Genomic DNA, 17425 nt, shown 5'->3' on the forward strand with positions numbered 1-17425 from the left:
AGGAATGACGGTAAACATTATGAACTTCAGACAATTTCTCAAGGCCTGGGGCCTGGCATGGTTTGTTTTCCTGTGCCTGACAAGTACACTTCATGCAGAACAGGAGCAGAGCGTGGCCATTTTCCCCTTTTCCCTTCAGGCCAGCCAGCCCAACGAAAAGATCAGGGAAAGCCTGGCCCTGATGCTCAAGGAGAAACTTGAAAAAGACGGGGTAAAAGTTGTCTTTGCCAGGGAGTATTCCAGTCCTGAAAAAATTGAGAAAATTGCAGAATGGGATTATTTAAAATTCAGGCAGGAAGGCATCCGGCTGGGTGTGGACCGGATCATTACCGGCAACGTATTTATCTCAGGCCAGCGGATCAGTATTGACGCCAGCATGAGGAGCATTTTTGAAGATGAACCTCCCCTGACCTTTTTTTCCCAGGCAAAATCCATGGGGACAATCGGGGCCGCCGTCAACCGCCTTGCCCGGTCCATCATCGGGGAATTGCTTCATATGAGCATCGTATCGACCATTTCCGTTACCGGGAACCGGCGTGTGGAGGCAGATGCCATCTTACGGGTGATTACCCTGCAGGTGGGTGATATTGCAGATCCTGAAAAGCTTACCAAAGACCTGGGCCTGGTATATAAGATGGGGTATTTTGATGACGTGACCGTCAAAAAGAATCCCCTGGACCGGGGGCTGGAAATCATCTTTGAAGTCAAGGAAAAGCCAAGCGTCCGGGCCATTAAATTTAAAGGCAACCAGGTCTATGAGGATGAAGAACTCTACGATGTGGTGGACACCACGACCGGATCCATTCTGAATATATATAAAATCAACTCGGATGTGGAAAAACTCAAACGCCTTTACACGGATAAAAACTATCACAACTGCCGGATCCTATATGATGTTAAATCCCTTAAGAACAATCAGGCCGACATCATATTTACCATAGAAGAGGGTGAAAAAATTAAAATTGAATCCATTGTATTTGAGGGGAATACCCATTTTGATGATGATGATATTCTGGATGAGATGGAAACCTCTGAAGAGGGATTCTGGTCTTGGATGACCTCATCCGGTGAGTTGGATGAGACCGAGCTTGCCAATGATGCCATCCGCATTGAATCTTTCTATAAAAACAGGGGATTCATCAATGTAAAGGTTTCGGATCCTGACATTCAATTTGGCAAGGAGAGCATCTCAGTCTCTTTTAAAATCGAGGAAGGAGAACAGTATAAGACCGGTTCTGTGGATATAGCCGGAGATCTTCTGGTCACCAAAGAAGAGCTTTTCGAAAAGATCCAGGTCAAAGAATCCGAGTTGTACAACCGGGAACTGATCAGAAAGGATGTGATCACCCTCACCGACATGTATTCGGACAAAGGATATGCCAATGTCAACGTGGCCCCTGTCACGAACCGGGATGATGAAAATCACCTGGTGAATATCCGCTATGAAATCGATAAGGGAGATCTGGTCTACTTTAACCGGATCATCATCACTGGGAATTCAAAGACCAGGGATAAGGTTATCCGGCGTGAAATGGCCGTGGAGGAACAGGGCCTCTATTCAAAATCAGGCATACAGAGAAGTTATAGAAATTTGGGGTATAAAGATTATTTTCAGACCTTTGATATTCAGCCGGTCAAGACCGATGAAACCAATGAGCGCAACCTTGAGGTCAAAGTAACTGAAAAATCCACCGGCAACGTATCCTTTGGAGGAGGCTACAGCAGTGATGACGGAGGATTTGTTCAGGCTGCCGTCCAGGAGAGGAACCTTTTCGGCCGGGGGCAGACCGGGAAGATCATGGCCAAACTATCCCAGGAAAGTGTTCTTTACAATATCGGTTTTACCGAGCCCTGGCTCTTTGACAAACCCATTTCCGCCGGAATCGATCTGTATCGTCTGGAGAAAGAGTATGACTACTATGACCGGGATTCCACAGGAGTGAACCTCCGGTTCGGGTCCCGTCAATTCTGGGACTATACTTCGGTGGGGATAAACTATAACATAGAAAAATTTGATATCTCCGATGTCGATACTACCCACACCAGTGTTACCGAAGGGGAGTTTTTAAGCTCCAGTATCACCCCCTATATTAAATATGATTCCAGGAATCATTTTTTCCTTCCCACGGAAGGTGCCTTTCATAAATTTTCCATTGAGTATGCAGGGGAGTTCCTCGGAGGAGAAATCGATTATACAAAGTTTCTTGCGGAAACCGGATACTGGCAACCCCTGTTCTGGAAGTTTACCCTGGGGCTCCATGCCGAAGCCGGTTACCTGGACGACAGGACCGATGGAAGTGTTGACATTGACTGGGAACGGTTTTACCTTGGCGGTATTAATTCGGTCCGGGGATTTGATAATACCGACATTAATGTGAGTGAACCCGGTGCGACCGTTGAAAGGGGAGGGGAACAATACCTCCTGTTCAATGTTGAACTTATTTTTCCCATGCAGGAGGAAATGGGCGTGGCAGGGGTGCTCTTTTATGACCGCGGGGATGTATACAGGAGCGGTGACAGTATAGACCTTGCCAAACAATACTCCAGTGCCGGATTTGAACTGAGGTGGAATTCTCCCATGGGGGCCATCAGACTTGCCTATGGATGGGTGGTCGAAGGTCAGGACATAAAAAATACCGGAGACGGTCAATTTGATTTTTCCGTGGGTGCTTTTTTCTAAACGGCCCGGGAAGAAGCTTAAGATACAGGAATTAAAAAATTTATATAATTTCAGGAGGAACAATGAAAAAACTTATTATCGCCGGGGTCATCACCTTATTTTTTTTAACAGGGTATACTCCGGCTTTCAGTGCAGACGTGGCCAAGATCGGGGTTGTCAATTTTGATAAGATTCTCAAGGAATCCAGCGCCGGCAAGATGACCCAGCAGCAACTCAAGACCAAGGGCCAGGAACTCCAGGGCAAATTGAAAAAAGGCAAAGAAGAACTGGAAGAATTGTCCAAATCCTTTGAAAGGGAAGCCCTGGTGCTGAGCCCTGAAAAAAAGAGGGAAAAGGAAAGGGATTTCCGGATCCGGGTCAATGACCTGAAAAAGATGCAGGAAGATTTTGCCAAGGAACTCAAACGCATGGAAATCACCCTGATCAACCAGATTCAAAAGGATATTTTCGAAATTGCCGGTAAAATCGGTAAGGATGAAGGATATCTCATGATTCTGGAAAGAAAGACAGCCGGTATTCTCTATGTTCCGGATCAGGTGGATATCACGGACAGCGTAATCCAAAAATACAATGCAAAGACATCAAAGGGACAATAGCGACAAAGGTTCACATGGAAGTAAGTATTGACCGAATCGCCCGGATCATCGGGGCGGAGATCATCGGAGACGGGTCCCTTGTTATCTCGGGGATTTCCTCCTTTGATGATGCCGAATCCCACCATATCACTTTTGCCGGTGAATCCTCCTTTCTGGGACGGCTCGATTCCAGCAGGGCCGGCGCGGTAATCGTGCCCCGGTCCGTTACAAAGGAAAGCCAGACCACTTTACTAAGGGTGGACCACCCTAAACTTTCCTTTTTCAAGGTGGTGGAGATCTTTCATCCGCCCCAAAAGAAAAGGCCTTATATCAGTCCCTCTGCCGTTGTCGGGGAAAACGTTTCCCTGGGAAAAAAGGTGACCTTGGATCCCAATGTGGTTATTGAGGATGATGCGGTCATCGGGGACCATGTTCATCTTATGCCCCATGTATTTATTGGCCGGGGCGCCAGGATCGGTGACCATACGACCATCAAACCCAATGTGACCGTGATGGACGGAACCCGGATCGGGAGCCATACCCTCATCCATTCCGGGTCTGTGATCGGGTCGGACGGATACGGGTTTGCACAGGGAGCCGGGGTCCATGAAAAATTTCCACATACCGGAATCGTAGAGATCGGTGACCATGTTGAAATCGGTGCCTGTAATACCATAGACCGGGGCACCCTTGGCATCACAAGGATCGGTTCCGGTGTAAAAACAGACAACCAGGTTCATATTGCCCACAACGTAAAGATCGGGGAAAATACCCTGATCGTGGCCCAGGTGGGCATCGCCGGTTCAACCCAGGTCGGAAAAAATGTCATCATCGCCGGTAAAGCCGGGGTATCCGGGCATTTGACCATCGGAGACAACTCAATTGTCGGACCCTATGCCGGGGTGTCCGCCGATGTTCCCGAGGGGGAGATCGTTTCCGGAATACCTCATATGCCCCATAAAACCTGGCTCAAGGCAGTTAATATCATTCCCAGGCTGCCTGGGATGAGAAAAAAACTGCTTGCCCTGGAAAAACGGCTTAAGTCCTTAGAGAATCAGGATGTTGTCTAGAACAAATAAACCCAATACCCGTCAGTCGTTATACGCAACAACGGAGCAAGTATGATCCATCCAACAGCCATCATAGACCCTTCTGCAGAAATTGATTCCAACGTTACCATCGGACCCTATTCCATAGTCGCATCCCATGTACGCATCGGTTCCGGTACAAGTATCGGACCCTACACCACCATAGAGAAATACGTCACCATCGGTGAAAATTGTCAGATTTTCCAGTACGCCTCCATTGGCGGGGCACCCCAGGATCTGAAATTTCACGGTGAGAAAAGCTATCTGAAAATCGGCCGGGGAAGCATTATCCGGGAATTTGTCACCATCAATCGGGGCACAGAAGCCGGAGGGGGGATAACCGAAGTCGGCGAAGAAAATTATCTCATGGCCTATACCCATATCGCCCATGACTGCAGAACCGGCAGACAGGTTATTCTGGCCAACAACTCCACCCTGGCCGGCCATATTGAAATCGGAGACCATGCCACCATCGGCGGACTTGTGGCCATTCATCAATTCGTTCAGATCGGTGATTATGCCTATATCGGAGGGAAATCAGCCGTTGTAAAGGATATCCCCCCCTATGTAATTGCAGCCGGTGACAGGGCCACCCTCCACGGTCTCAACAATGTCGGGCTGAAACGGCATAAATTTTCCAGTTCCACCCTCAGGGAATTGAAAAAAGCCTATCGGATTTTTTTCAGGATCGGTCTGACGGTAAAACAGGCATCGGAAAGGGTAAAGGCGGAAGTCGAACAGATCCCGGAAGTAAAGAATTTTATTCATTTCATCGTTGAATCCAACCGGGGCGTGACCCGATAGATAAGGATGTATCCAAGGGGAACATGAAAATAGGACTGATTGCCGGGGGCGGTCAATTTCCTCTCCTCTTTGCCGGAAAAGCCGCAGAAAAAGGGATTGAGGTGACTGCCGTGGGGTTTTATTCTGAAACCGATGAAACCCTTCCGGCCCTTGTTGACGACTTTAAATGGCTTTACCTGGGCCAGGTCTCAAAGATGGTTAAATTTTTTAAAGCCAAGGGTATTGATCAGGCCGTCATGCTGGGATCCATCCAAAAGACCAATATATTTAAAGATATCCGGCCGGATTTCAAGGCCCTTGCATTCATCGCCAGAACCGGCCGGACCCATGATGACAACGTACTCACTTCCTTTGCCGACCTGCTGCTGAAAGAGGGAATCCAGATCAGACCTTCCACATTTCTTCTGCCTGAACTCATCAGTCCCAGGGGCTCCTGGACCCGGAGAAGTCCTGACAGGGCTGAAAAAAAAGACATCTATCAGGGATGGAAAATTGCAAGGGAAATCGGCAGGCTCGATATTGGCCAGTGTATTGTCATCAGCAATGGAACCATTCTGGCCGTTGAGGCCATTGACGGAACCGATGCCACCATCCGGCGGGGAGGGGGACTTTCCCATAAGAGCGGTGCCGTGGTGGTTAAATTGTCCAAGCCGGGCCAGGATCTCAGGTTTGATCTTCCCTCTTCCGGCCTGGGAACCATCCGGACCATGGCTGACTCCGGAGCCAGGGTCCTGGCCCTGGAGGCGGAAAGATCCATTTCCTTTGACAGAAAAGAGATGGTCGACCTTGCAGACAGGCATGGGATAGCGATTATAGGGCTCATTGATGAAGACATTCCCAGTGAATCATAAAGATACTTGCTCTAGGGCCAATTCCAAGCCCCGTCATATCATGGTTCTTGCCGGGGAGCCCTCCGGAGATGTTCATGCCTCTGCCCTGGTCAGGGAAATTAAAAAAAAAGATCCAAAAGCAAGGATATCCGGCATGGGAGGCATGAACATGGAAATGGCCGGGACTCACCTGTTCTATTCCATTGATAAGCTCTCTGCCATGGGGTTGACTGAAATCGTTTTTCAGTTGAAGTACATCAAACTGGCCTTTGATGAGTTTAAAAATCAATTGAGGAAAAACCGGCCTGACCTGCTTATCCTCATTGATTATCCCGGGTTTAATCTCAGGGCGGCACGCTTTGCCAAACAAAAATATTCGATCAAGATCCTCTATTATATCACTCCCAAGGTCTGGGCCTGGAACACGGGGCGGCTCAAACAGATCCGGGCCTTTGTGGACCATGCGGCATTGATCTTTCCCTTTGAGGAAAAATTGTATAAAAAGGCTCAAATTCCGGCCACCTACGTGGGCAATCCCCTGGTGGACAATCTGTCCGAACAAAATCCGGCATCCAGAATTCATGATCCTGCCGGAACCGGTTTGGCAAAAGAGGGGGGAATCAGAACCATTGGAATTTTACCGGGCTCCAGAAAGGCTGAAATCGATAAGCTGCTGAAGATCATGCTCCGGGCCGGCAGACTCATCCATGACCGGGATAAAAAGACCCGGTTTCTGGTTTCATGCGCCGATTCCGTTTCCAGGGATAAGATTGAGGCCTTGATTGCCCCCTTTAATTCCGATGGATTGTTTAAGCTGGTCCCGGGACATCCCAAAAAGATATTTGACAGGGCGGACCTGCTGGTGGCGGCATCCGGAACGGTCACTCTTGAGGCTGCCCTTTACGGTGTCCCCACCATCATTATCTATAAAATGTCCTTTTTAAGCTACAAACTTGCCAGGATCCTGGTCAGGGTCAAATATGCCGGCCTGGCCAATATCATTACCAACAGGGAAGTCATGCCCGAACTTTTACAGGAGGAGGCAACTCCATTGAAGATCAGTTCAAAAGCCCTTGATATGATGGGGGATTTGCTCGGATGTTCCCAAAAACTGTCCCTGGTAAAAAAACTGCTGGGATCTCCGGGCGCATCTGAACGGGCAGCCCGGATCGCACTGGATCTGGTCAAATGATCTTTTATCCTGTTACCGGGTTCAAAGAAGTGATCTGCCAACAGATAGACCATTGGATAAGATTGACAAATGATGATAAAAACTATTAAACATAATCCATTGCAAAATTTAAAAGGACGGTTTTCATCTTGATGACCTTTGAATTGACCATGCTGTTCATCTGCCTGTTTCTCTCCGGATTTTTTTCATCTTCTGAGACAGCACTTTTTTCCATTTCCAAGATCAAGGCCCTTCACATTGCCAAGGACGGTTCAAAAACCGGCCACCTGATTTTCACCATGAAGGAAGACTCCCATACCCTTTTGACCACCATTCTCATCGGAAACAACATCGCCAATATCAGTGCCTCTGCTTTGGCCACATCCCTTTCGATTTCCCATTTTAAATCCAATGCCGTCGGCATTGCCACAGGGGTCATGACCCTTCTCATCCTGGTATTTGGCGAGATTTTCCCCAAGTCCTTTGCCAATCACAACAACGTATTGGTGTCCCGGGCGGTGATCTTCCCTTTGTTCTGGATGTCCAGGCTGTTCTGGCCCTTGATTTTTATCCTGAACTTTATCCCCAAACTCCACGGCACCTTTGACAATGCCCAGGAGGCTGTGACCGAAGACGAACTCATGACCATGGTGGAAGTGGTGGAGGAGGAGGGGGAAATCAAAGAAGAGGAAAAGGAGTTTATCACAAACATTTTCGAATTTGACGATACCTCCTGTTCAGAGATCATGACCCCCAGGGCCGACATGTTTGTCATTGACGTTGCCGAAGGACTCGATATCCAGAAAACCCTGAAAACAGGATATTCAAGGATACCGGTCATCGAAGATACCATCGATAATATCATCGGCATTCTTCATGTGAAGGACCTGTTTTCCAGTTTCCAGAAACTTGCGGCCTCCGGGGATCAATCCGCTATTCTGGACATAAAGACCATCATGAAAAAGCCCTATTTTATTCCGGAGTTCAAAAAACTGGATTCCCTTCTTCATGCCTTTAAAGCCAAGAAAAGCCATATGGCGGTGGTTGTGGACGAGCACGGCGGGGTGGCCGGAATTGTCACCCTTGAAGATGTGGTGGAGGAGATCATCGGAGAAATCATAGACGAGACCGATAGGAACGTGCCGGATATTATCCGGCTTAAGGGGAATAGATGGATGGTGGCCGGTAAAATCGACATTGAGGACCTGAACAGGGAAATCAGCATATCCATCCCGGAATCGGGCAACTATGACACTTTTTCAGGTTTTTTTCTGGAGCAGGTGGAAAGAATTCCCAAACCCGGGGAATCCATTAAACTGGACAATTGGACGGTCACTGTCAAGGACATGGATGGCAACCGGATAAAATCCTTTATCTTTAACAGGGAATAACCGGAACAGGGCTTTTAAATGAAAATATCCTGGCCCGAAGGCCAGGATATTTACTAGATCAAGGCTTTTCAGCAGGAGCATCCGCTCGTGGGCAAAAGGAAAGGGCTCAGGTTCAGGTCAGAATCAGCAAGCCTTAATCATTATTTCTGGCCTATCTTATAAAGAAGAAACACCCATGAGTCAATCTGAAAATATATTTTATTTAAAATCTAACCCAATCCAAATCTTTGAAAAGACTTTCCCGAAACAAAACATACCCCGGGGAAAATGTCTTGACATATTTCAGCGCCGGTTATAAGTTTCAACGGAAACTGGCAATTTTACGAGAGACAGGGAATGAAATCAGATCTTACGGACTTTTATTTTTATTATTTTCGATTTTTTTTTATCGGAACCCCCTGTCTGTGGTGAGCTGACCATTCCATTTAAGAAAAAAGCAATCAACCGCAGCAGGGAAATCTGCTGCGGTTTTTTTTATTCAAGGCTGAATTCATGGAAAAAGACAACCCAAAATCAAACCCGGCCCGGGAATCTGAAAAAGAACTGGCCCCCCTCAGGGAAGAGATCGACAGGATCGATGCCGCCATCCTGGAATTGATCAACCAGAGGCTTCTCATCGGCGAAAAAGTGGGGGCCGTTAAAAAGGAAAAGGGCGGACAGATCCTTGACCGGGCCCGGGAAAGAAGGGTCATGGAAAATCTGTTCCGCATCAATAAGGGCCCTGCCTCAAAAGATCTTCTCCAGTATATCTTCAATGTCATCATCACGGCGACCCGGGAAATCCAGAAGCCCAAAACCATTTCCTTTCTGGGACCCAAGGCCAGCTACACCCATATTGCCGCCTTGCATTATTTCAAACATTCCGGCAATTTTATCCAGCAGCCGGGCCTCTTTGACATATTCAGGGAAGTGGAAAAAAAAGAGAGCCACTTCGGCGTGGTGCCCATAGAGAACTCCATTGAAGGAGCGGTGAATCACACCCTGGATCTCTTTTCCCAATTCGATCTGAAGATCTGTGCCGAGCATTACGAGCCGGTCTCCCATGACCTGCTTTCCATTACCGGGGACCCCGGCCATGTAAAAACCGTTTACAGCCATCCCCAGGCCATTGCCCAGTGCAAGGGGTGGCTGAAAAAAAAGTTTCCCCATGTCCGGGTCACGGAGACCAGTTCCACCTCCAAGGCGGCCCTGATCGCCTCAGAAGATCCGGATGCTGCCGCCATTGCCAGCCGAAAAGCCGCCCATATCTATGAACTGCTTCCCGTTGAATCCGGAATCGAGGATCATTCCGGAAATGTCACCCGGTTCCTGGTCATCGGCAGGGAGAGTCCCGATCAAACCGGCCGGGATAAAACCTCCATCATGTTCGCCACCTCCCATGTCCCCGGCGCATTGTTCCGGACCCTGGCCCCGGTGGAGCGGGCAGGTCTGAACATGCTGAAGCTGGAATCCAGGCCCACCCGGAATCAGAACTGGAGTTATTATTTTTTCATGGATATCGAAGGTCATGTCCAGGACCCTGTTGTTGCCGAAACCATCGACCAGATCGGGACGTCAGCCCTTTCCCTCAAGGTTCTGGGCTCCTATCCCGTTTTCGTGCCTGAAAAGTTATGAAAAAGCAGGAGCAACCCAAATGATCAATACGAGCACGGATTTATACTGTGTACTGGGCTGGCCGGTGGGCCATTCCAAAAGCCCTTTGATTCACAACCGGGCCTTTGCCGACCAGAAGATCAACGCAGTATATCTTGCCTTTGAACCCAGGGACATCGGGTCTGCCGTTGAATCCGTTCGAACCCTTCAGATCAAAGGGGCCTCGGTAACCATTCCCTTTAAGGAATCGGTCATGACCCACCTGGACTGGATCGATGAAGAGGCCCTTGGGATAGGGGCCGTGAATACCCTTGTAAATAAAAACGGGAAGTTGCTGGGGTACAATACCGACTCCAAGGCTGCGGTGGATCCCCTCAAACCCTTTGGAATCAAAGACAAGACCGTCTGTATTATCGGGGCCGGAGGGGCCGCCAAAGCCGTTGCTTATGGAATATGGAAACACCAGGGGCGCCTGGTCATCACCAATAGGACCGTGCAAAAGGGCAGGGACCTGGCAGACCGCTTCCAGGGTCGGTTTGTCCTTCCCCAGGATCTGAAGAGCCTGGATCCGGATATCGTCATCAACACCACATCCCTGGGAATGGAACCCGATATCGATCAGATGGCCTATCCCGCCCGGCTTCTTAAACCGGGAATGGTGGTCATGGACGCCGTGTACACCCCTTTGAATACCGGTCTGATCTCGGCGGCCAGGGAAAAAGGATGTGATGTGATTGACGGGCTTTCCATGTTCATTGCCCAGGGAGCGGCCCAGTTCAGGCTATGGACCGGAATTGAACCGGATTTGGAAATCCTTCGTAAAACCGTATTGGAAAACCGATGAGATCATCCTAAGATTGAATGGAGAAATCAAGATTTGAAAAAAATAAAACCAAGATCGATTAAAGACCAGACGATAGCCGTCCCCGGATCCAAGAGCCTTTCCCACAGAATGCTGATCTGTGCCGCCCTGGCCAAGGGAAGTTCGAAAATCACCAACCTTCTGGAAAGCGAAGATATTACCCTGACCACCCGGACCCTGGCCTGTATGGGCGCAGACATCCGGGAGATCCGTCCCAATCTGAAGCAGGTAAAAGGATTTGACGGCAGACCCGGCCAATGGGATGACCCGATTTATCTGGGCAACTCCGGCACATCCATGCGGCTTCTGGCCGGCATTGCCGGCCTGGGCCGTTCGGAATTTATTCTTACCGGAGACCGGAGAATGTGTGAAAGGCCCATGTCAGAGCTCATGGAAGCCCTGGAAATGATCGGAATCACGGCCCGGTCGGAAAATGATCAGGGCACTCCGCCGGTGCATATCTTGGGTGGAAACCGGACAGGGGGACACACCCGGCTGGACTGTTCAAAATCGAGCCAATATCTTTCTTCCCTGCTCATGATCGGTCCTTTTCTGGAAAAGGGTCTTGATATCGAACTCACCGGACCACCCGTATCCTCTCCCTATATCGATTTGACCATGGACGTAATGAAACAGTTCAATGTCACCGCAGAGAGGATCAGTCCCACCCGGTACAGGGTTCCCGGGGGGCAAGGGTATGAGCCGGGGGATTATTTTGTGGAGCCCGACCTTTCCAATGCAGGGTATTTCTGGGCGGCAGGAGCCATTACCGGGAAAAAGATCCGGGTGGAAAATGTGAGCAAAGATTCCCTGCAGGGGGACTTACATCAGGTCTATATCCTTGAAAAAATGGGCTGCACCCTGTTTATGGAAGACAACAGCGTTGCAGTGAAGGGCAATGGACTCAAAGGGGTGGACGTGGATATGTCAAAGACCCCGGATGCCGTGCCTGCCATTGCCGTTACCGCAGCCTTTGCCGGGGGAAAGACCCGGATTACCAATATAGGTCATCTAAGGGAAAAAGAGTGCGACCGGATTGATGCCGTGGTCTCCCAGCTTTTGAAGATGGGCATTGAGGCCAAACAGGGCGATGACTGGATGGAGATCACCGGGGGAACCCCCAAAGGTGCGTTTATTGAAACATTCAACGATCACAGGATCGCCATGGCCTTTTCCCTGCCCGGCCTTATGGTTGGGGAAATGGAGATTGAGAATCCCTCCTGTGTTGAAAAATCTTTTCCCGGTTACTGGGAGATCTTTGACAGGCTCTAGCGCAGAAGGTCACCTCTAATAATTGCCTTTTGACCCAATTTCCTGCGCCTTGAACTCAAACCAAAATTCTAATTATTAGAGATAACCGGAAATTCTAAATTTTTATTAAAAAAGAGGTGAAACCATGTCAGGTTCCAGTTTTGGAAAAGTGTTTCAGGTTACCACATTTGGAGAATCCCACGGTCCTGCCCTGGGTGTGGTGGTCCAGGGCTGTCCCCCGGGACTCCCCATTGACGAATCAATGATCCAGACTGCCCTGGATAAAAGAAAACCCGGCAAGGGACCGGCTTCCACCAAGAGAAAAGAGCCGGACCGGCCCAGGATTCTGTCCGGAACATTTGAGGATCGAACCACCGGCACCCCCATCATGATCCTCATTGAGAACAAGGATGCCAGATCCAGATCATATAAAGATATATCCAGACTTTTCAGACCCGGCCACGGGGATTATTCCTATACGAAAAAGTACGGGATCCGGGACTTTCGGGGAGGGGGAAGGGCTTCGGCCCGGGAAACCGCAGCCCGGGTGGCAGCCGGTGCAGTGGCCCAGATTGTTCTGGATCAATACCAGATCCGGATCATGAGCCACACCCTTGCCCTTGGGGGGATTCAGACCACGATCTTTGATCCGGACGTCATTGAAAAGAACGTTTTAAGATGTGCTGATCCGGTGGCCGCCGAAGCCATGGAGGCCCGGATCAAAGAGGTAAAGAGTCAGGGGGATTCCCTGGGGGGTGTGGTTGAGATCCGGGCGAAAAATGTCCCGGCGGGAATTGGGGACCCTGTTTTTGACAAGCTGGACGCGGACATTGCCAAAGCCCTGATGAGCATCGGTGCGGTCAAAGCCGTTGAAATCGGTTCCGGGCTGAAAGCCGCTGCCATGACCGGATCTGAGAACAACGATGAAATCACTTCAACCGGGTTTCAGACCAATCACTCCGGCGGGATCCTGGCAGGAATCTCCAACGGGGATGAGATTCTTTCCCGGGTTCACGTCAAGCCCATTCCTTCCATTTCCAAGGTCCAGAAAACCATTGATACCCAAGGAGAGGAAACCACGATTTCTACAAAGGGACGCCACGACATCAGCGCGATCCCGAGAATAAACATGGTCTGTGAATCCATGATGGCGCTGGTACTCACAGACCATATTTTACGGCAGAAAACCCTGGTCTGAACAAAAGCAAAAAAACAGACTTATTTTTTAATAATGTCTGTTTCCAGTTTGTCTGCGATTTCAAGGGCGGAATTTAAAGAATCGTTGATCGTAAAGAGTTGGATTTTCAGTGTTTTCAGGGATGCGGGGGTTGCAGCTATCTTTTCCTTGGAACCGAGAAGGTCTGCCAGCTGTCTGGATTTTTTGGCAAAGTCCATCAGCTTTTCACTGAAATTCACCACTTCCCCGGCCCATTTATCCCTTTCTTCCTGGGAAATCTCCATGTTGGCGTTTCCGGTGCCGTTGATCAGATGATCAATCTGATAATCTTCAGGGTTTGCTATGATTTCATACATGTTAAGCTCCTTTTTACCGGTTAAGGCCTGGGCCCAACCCATTTCTGATGATTTCCCAAAGAATATTTCAACTCCGGACGTAAGTCAAGGTTAGGTATTGAAAACATTGGATATTCAGGTAAAAACCCCTTGGGCTGAACTAGAAGACCGGGTTTTAGTCAAATATTTGTAGCCACTTAGCCCTGCCGGGAAATTTTAGATTCCCGTATACAGGGGTTGAATCCGGATTCAGCTGCGCCGGGGCAGGGAATCGGGGGGTTTTTTTGATTTTTCCACCCCGGGTTAATTCAAAAGATAGTCAACCAGGTCGTTTTTGGTATACAGGATTTTCAGGCCTGCCAGGGACAGGGTGTACTCGGCATCGGAAATCCTGCGTTCGGCCGTCACCAGGAGGGTGTTGGCGTCCATCATGTCAATACTGTCCGCCATGCCGTATTTGAACTGCATCTGGACGGCATTGAAGTTTTCCCTGGCCGATTTCAGTTCATCCTGGAGGTTGGCCAGAGTGGTCCGGGCGGTTTGAAATTCCAGAAATGCCACCCTGGATTCAAGGATGATCTGGTTCTTGGTACTTTCCAAAGCCTGTTTTGCCTGTCTTTCCCTGGCAAGGGCCTGCCTGACCTGTGCCCCCCGCAAACCGCCGTCATAAAGGGTGAAGCTCAGTTCAGCCTGGACATACGCTTCTTCGGTATCGTATTCAACATCGCTGGGTGCGGCCTCATAGGAAAGGTCGGACTCTTTGTACCCGGCTTCCAGGCTCAGGGAAGGCCAATAATCCCCTTTTTCATATTTGAGATTGTCCATTGCCCTTTCCAGGTCTTTCTGGGCTTCTTTGACTTCATTCCTGTTTTCCAGGGCCAGGACCTGAATTTTTTCCAGGACCGGGTTGAAGTTGCCGAGATCCTCCACATCATCTCCTGAAACGGTAAAACCGGTGTCAATGCCCACAAGCCTTGCAATATTGGCTTTCCCCTGAAGAACGCCGTGATCCGCCGTGACCATGGATGTCCGGGCTTTGGACAATTCCGCTTCTGCCCGAAAGAGATCGGTCTTTGTGACGTTTCCCACGCTGAGTTTTTCCTGGACAGAGTTTCTGTGGGTTTTCAGCCGTTCCACATCGGCAGCGGCGATTTCCTTCTGCCGTTTTGCACTCAGGGTCTGAAAATAGGACTGGGCCACCTGAAAGAGATAATCGGCCCGGATACTTTCCAAGGCAAACCGGCTTTTTTCGATCCCCTTTTTACTGTACTCATAGGCGGTCAGTTCTTTCCCGTTTATGGTAAAGGACTGGGTCAGTTTCACACCCAGGGTGAGGGAGTCCGGATTATTTGCTTCATCCTGGCGGCGGTTCAGATAGCTGCCGAATGCAGTTGCCCTGGGAATGAGAACCGACAGGGCCCGATTTTTTTCTTCCTTGGCAATATTTACATCATCTGCTGCGATATGAATGCGTTCTGCATTTTTATTGGCTGCCCGGCAAAGATCCCCCAAAGAATATGACGGGCCTGAAGCCTCATCCACGGCAAAAACCTGAAATGCGGTAAACAATATCGAAATCTGGATTATTACAAACAACAACCTGTTCTTTTTCATGGCCGACCTCGTATTATGGATGGAAAATTCAGGTAACAATATTATGATTGATCCTGGTTCGTCAAGTTTTGAAATCAAGTAAACTTGGACGGGGAGGATTCCCGGCATCGGGTTCAGATTCTTTAACCCGGGAATAGAAAAAAAAGGCTTTATATGGTATAAGTCAGCCCAATAAAAATTAAACCATAAGGAGAACACCATGACATCCATACTTAACGATGATCTGCCCATGGTCAGGCAGGGCAAGGTCAGGGACATCTTTGATACCGGAGATGCCCTTTTAATGGTGACCACGGACAGGCTATCCGCTTTTGATGTGGTTCTGCCCAATCTCATACCCGATAAGGGCAAGGTGTTGAATCAGATTTCCGTGTTCTGGTTCAAACAGATGGAAGATATCATCAAAAACCATATCATCACCGTGGATGTCAACGAATATCCGGATGAGTTCAAGGCTCACAGGGATGCCCTGGACAAGAGAAGCATGCTGGTGAAAAAGGCGGAACCCCTGCCTGTGGAGTGCATTGTCAGGGGATATATCTCGGGTTCCGGATGGAAATCATATCAAAAGGAAGGCCATGTATGCGGGATAGAGCTTCCCAAAGGCCTTAAGGAATCGGATCAGCTTGAAACTCCGCTTTTTACCCCTTCCACCAAGGCGGAAGTGGGAGATCATGATATCAATATCTCCTTTGAAGAAACGATAAAGATCCTGGGTAAGGAAAAAGCAGAGAAGATTAAGAGCCTCAGCCTGGCCATCTACAAGAAAGGGGCGGAACTCGCCCTTGAAAAGGGGATTATCATAGCAGACACCAAGTTTGAATTCGGTATGCTGGACGACGAGATCATTCTCATTGATGAAATTTTGACTCCGGACTCCTCCCGGTTCTGGCCTAAGGATGATTACGAACCCGGGCGAGGCCAGAAAAGCTATGACAAGCAGACGGTCCGGGACTGGCTGGTCAATTCCGGATGGGACAAAACCCCGCCCGGTCCCGAGCTTCCTGCGGAAATCATAGAGAACACCTCCAATACCTATAAGGATATCTATACGAGATTAACCGGTGAAACCCTCTAATATCCTGAAAAGAATCCGGGTGGCAGAGATTGATCTTTCTGACACCCGGTTTGAAATCAGTTCCGGGGAGGAGGATCTTTCCTCCCTGGCCTTTTCCATTCAGGAGAACGGCCTGCTCTCTCCTCCGGTTCTCTGGCCGGTCAATGATTCCTTGATCATCGTATCCGGCTTCAAACGGATCCGGGCCCTCCGCCTCAACCATGAAACCGCTGACCGGGAAACCGGAGCACTCGACTGCATTCTCCTCGAGGATGCCGACGAAAAGGAGTGCGCGGTCAGGGCCGTGGCTGAGAATGCCTTTCAAAGGGAGCTGACCCTGGCGGAAACCATCAGAGGGCTCAAGCTGCTCAACCGGTTCACAACAGTGGATGAGATTGCCCGGATCTCCGCCCAAATCTTCAACTGCCGGTTCAATTCATCCCATATCCGGGAGCTAATGGCCCTGGAAAACCTGGACCCCAGGGTGGTTGATCTGCTGAACAGGGGGAGCCTTTCCCTGAAAGCCGGCCTCAGGATTTTAAAATACGATCCTCCGGTTCCCGGTCTTTTTCTCGACCTTTTTTCAAAAATCAAGGCTTCCTCCTCAAAGCAGATCGAAATGATCACCTGGGCCATGGAAATCATTGCCAGGGAAAAACTCGATCCCCAGAGCCTGTATCAGGAAAAGGAGATCCAGGAGATCCTTGGCCGGGAGACCGAAGATCTCGGGTTAAAGGCCAATCTTGTCCGGCAGGTTTTAAAGAAACGCCGGTATCCCAATCTTGAAAAAAAACTTGGCCAAGTTAGGAATTCCATCAATAAACTGAACCTGGGCAAGGGAATCCGATTTATCCTCCCGGAAAACCTTGAAGGAACGACCTACACCCTGTCCTTTGATTTTAAAACCAGGGATGAGTTAAAAAAAAGAGGGGAAGACCTTATTCTTCTTGAAAAAAACCCTGCCCTGTCCACGATCCTTGACAGGGAACACGGGTAG

15 protein-coding genes are annotated in these 17425 nt (G+C 49.3%); 13 read left to right on the plus strand and 2 right to left on the minus strand.

Features of this window, described 5'->3' with window-relative positions:
- The first annotated feature begins 4 nt into the window (after window positions 1-4).
- The 11 genes from bamA to aroC all read left to right on the plus strand — a co-directional run bounded on the left by bamA (window position 5) and on the right by aroC (window position 13443).
- Complete coding sequence (gene bamA / locus F608_RS0125370; RefSeq protein WP_244154336.1) at window positions 5-2680, plus strand: outer membrane protein assembly factor BamA; 2676 nt, start codon at window positions 5-7, stop codon at window positions 2678-2680.
- A gap of 62 nt (window positions 2681-2742) precedes the next feature.
- A complete protein-coding gene (locus F608_RS0125375) occupies window positions 2743-3276 on the plus strand; it encodes an OmpH/Skp family outer membrane protein (RefSeq protein ID WP_022668553.1) in 534 nt (177 codons plus the stop codon).
- A 14-nt stretch (window positions 3277-3290) separates the two neighbouring features.
- A complete protein-coding gene (gene lpxD, locus F608_RS0125380; protein WP_022668554.1) occupies window positions 3291-4325 on the plus strand; it encodes a UDP-3-O-(3-hydroxymyristoyl)glucosamine N-acyltransferase in 1035 nt (344 codons plus the stop codon).
- Between the two features lie 51 nt (window positions 4326-4376).
- Window positions 4377-5147: an acyl-ACP--UDP-N-acetylglucosamine O-acyltransferase gene (gene lpxA / locus F608_RS0125385; RefSeq protein ID WP_022668555.1), complete on the plus strand. Its 771-nt coding sequence runs from the start codon at window positions 4377-4379 to the stop codon at window positions 5145-5147.
- 23 nt (window positions 5148-5170) lie between these two features.
- Window positions 5171-5998, plus strand: coding sequence for an LpxI family protein (locus F608_RS0125390; RefSeq protein ID WP_022668556.1), 828 nt, complete (start codon window positions 5171-5173; stop codon window positions 5996-5998).
- Window positions 5988-7169: a lipid-A-disaccharide synthase gene (gene lpxB / locus F608_RS0125395; protein ID WP_244154337.1), complete on the plus strand. Its 1182-nt coding sequence runs from the start codon at window positions 5988-5990 to the stop codon at window positions 7167-7169. Before F608_RS0125390 ends, lpxB begins: the two co-directional genes overlap by 11 nt.
- A gap of 131 nt (window positions 7170-7300) precedes the next feature.
- Entirely contained in the window at window positions 7301-8539 is a 1239-nt protein-coding gene (locus F608_RS0125400) for a hemolysin family protein (protein WP_027363119.1), read from the plus strand.
- 492 nt (window positions 8540-9031) lie between these two features.
- Window positions 9032-10153 carry a prephenate dehydratase gene (pheA, locus tag F608_RS0125405; RefSeq protein ID WP_022668558.1) on the plus strand — a complete coding sequence of 374 codons (1122 nt, stop codon included), beginning with the start codon at window positions 9032-9034 and terminating at the stop codon, window positions 10151-10153.
- A gap of 19 nt (window positions 10154-10172) precedes the next feature.
- Window positions 10173-10976, plus strand: coding sequence for a shikimate dehydrogenase (gene aroE / locus F608_RS0125410; RefSeq protein WP_022668559.1), 804 nt, complete (start codon window positions 10173-10175; stop codon window positions 10974-10976).
- 33 nt (window positions 10977-11009) lie between these two features.
- The gene (gene aroA, locus F608_RS0125415; RefSeq protein ID WP_022668560.1) at window positions 11010-12266 is read left to right on the plus strand and encodes a 3-phosphoshikimate 1-carboxyvinyltransferase; all 1257 of its coding nucleotides are present in this window, start codon (window positions 11010-11012) and stop codon (window positions 12264-12266) included.
- Between the two features lie 124 nt (window positions 12267-12390).
- Entirely contained in the window at window positions 12391-13443 is a 1053-nt protein-coding gene (gene aroC / locus F608_RS0125420; protein WP_022668561.1) for a chorismate synthase, read from the plus strand.
- Between the two features lie 20 nt (window positions 13444-13463).
- Here aroC and F608_RS0125425 read toward each other — a convergent pair whose 3' ends face one another.
- Both F608_RS0125425 and F608_RS0125430 read right to left on the minus strand, forming a co-directional pair.
- Entirely contained in the window at window positions 13464-13778 is a 315-nt protein-coding gene (locus tag F608_RS0125425) for a hypothetical protein (RefSeq protein WP_022668562.1), read from the minus strand.
- 282 nt (window positions 13779-14060) lie between these two features.
- On the minus strand, window positions 14061-15371 hold the full coding sequence (locus F608_RS0125430; RefSeq protein WP_027363120.1) for a TolC family protein: 1311 nt from the start codon (window positions 15369-15371) through the stop codon (window positions 14061-14063).
- A 199-nt stretch (window positions 15372-15570) separates the two neighbouring features.
- Here F608_RS0125430 and F608_RS0125435 point away from each other — a divergent pair, with 199 nt between their 5' ends.
- Window positions 15571-16449, plus strand: coding sequence for a phosphoribosylaminoimidazolesuccinocarboxamide synthase (locus F608_RS0125435; protein ID WP_022668564.1), 879 nt, complete (start codon window positions 15571-15573; stop codon window positions 16447-16449).
- Window positions 16436-17425 carry a ParB/RepB/Spo0J family partition protein gene (locus tag F608_RS0125440; RefSeq protein ID WP_022668565.1) on the plus strand — a complete coding sequence of 330 codons (990 nt, stop codon included), beginning with the start codon at window positions 16436-16438 and terminating at the stop codon, window positions 17423-17425. The genes F608_RS0125435 and F608_RS0125440 overlap by 14 nt, the downstream gene beginning before the upstream one ends.

Source organism: Desulfospira joergensenii DSM 10085, from assembly GCF_000420085.1.
GTDB classification, from domain to species: Bacteria; Desulfobacterota; Desulfobacteria; order Desulfobacterales; family Desulfobacteraceae; genus Desulfospira; species Desulfospira joergensenii.

What these genes read in the sequence shown, in the direction of transcription:
- aroE (WP_022668559.1), top strand. Translation starts at nt 10,173, where the DNA reads ATGATCAATACGAGCACGGATTTATACTGTGTACTGGGCTGGCCGGTG.
- F608_RS0125390 (WP_022668556.1), top strand. Translation starts at nt 5,171, where the DNA reads ATGAAAATAGGACTGATTGCCGGGGGCGGTCAATTTCCTCTCCTCTTT.
- lpxD (WP_022668554.1), top strand. Translation starts at nt 3,291, where the DNA reads ATGGAAGTAAGTATTGACCGAATCGCCCGGATCATCGGGGCGGAGATC.
- F608_RS0125400 (WP_027363119.1), top strand. Translation starts at nt 7,301, where the DNA reads ATGACCTTTGAATTGACCATGCTGTTCATCTGCCTGTTTCTCTCCGGA.
- pheA (WP_022668558.1), top strand. Translation starts at nt 9,032, where the DNA reads ATGGAAAAAGACAACCCAAAATCAAACCCGGCCCGGGAATCTGAAAAA.
- bamA (WP_244154336.1), top strand. Translation starts at nt 5, where the DNA reads ATGACGGTAAACATTATGAACTTCAGACAATTTCTCAAGGCCTGGGGC.
- F608_RS0125375 (WP_022668553.1), top strand. Translation starts at nt 2,743, where the DNA reads ATGAAAAAACTTATTATCGCCGGGGTCATCACCTTATTTTTTTTAACA.
- F608_RS0125430 (WP_027363120.1), bottom strand. Translation starts at nt 15,371, where the DNA reads ATGAAAAAGAACAGGTTGTTGTTTGTAATAATCCAGATTTCGATATTG.
- F608_RS0125425 (WP_022668562.1), bottom strand. Translation starts at nt 13,778, where the DNA reads ATGTATGAAATCATAGCAAACCCTGAAGATTATCAGATTGATCATCTG.
- lpxA (WP_022668555.1), top strand. Translation starts at nt 4,377, where the DNA reads ATGATCCATCCAACAGCCATCATAGACCCTTCTGCAGAAATTGATTCC.
- aroC (WP_022668561.1), top strand. Translation starts at nt 12,391, where the DNA reads ATGTCAGGTTCCAGTTTTGGAAAAGTGTTTCAGGTTACCACATTTGGA.
- F608_RS0125435 (WP_022668564.1), top strand. Translation starts at nt 15,571, where the DNA reads ATGACATCCATACTTAACGATGATCTGCCCATGGTCAGGCAGGGCAAG.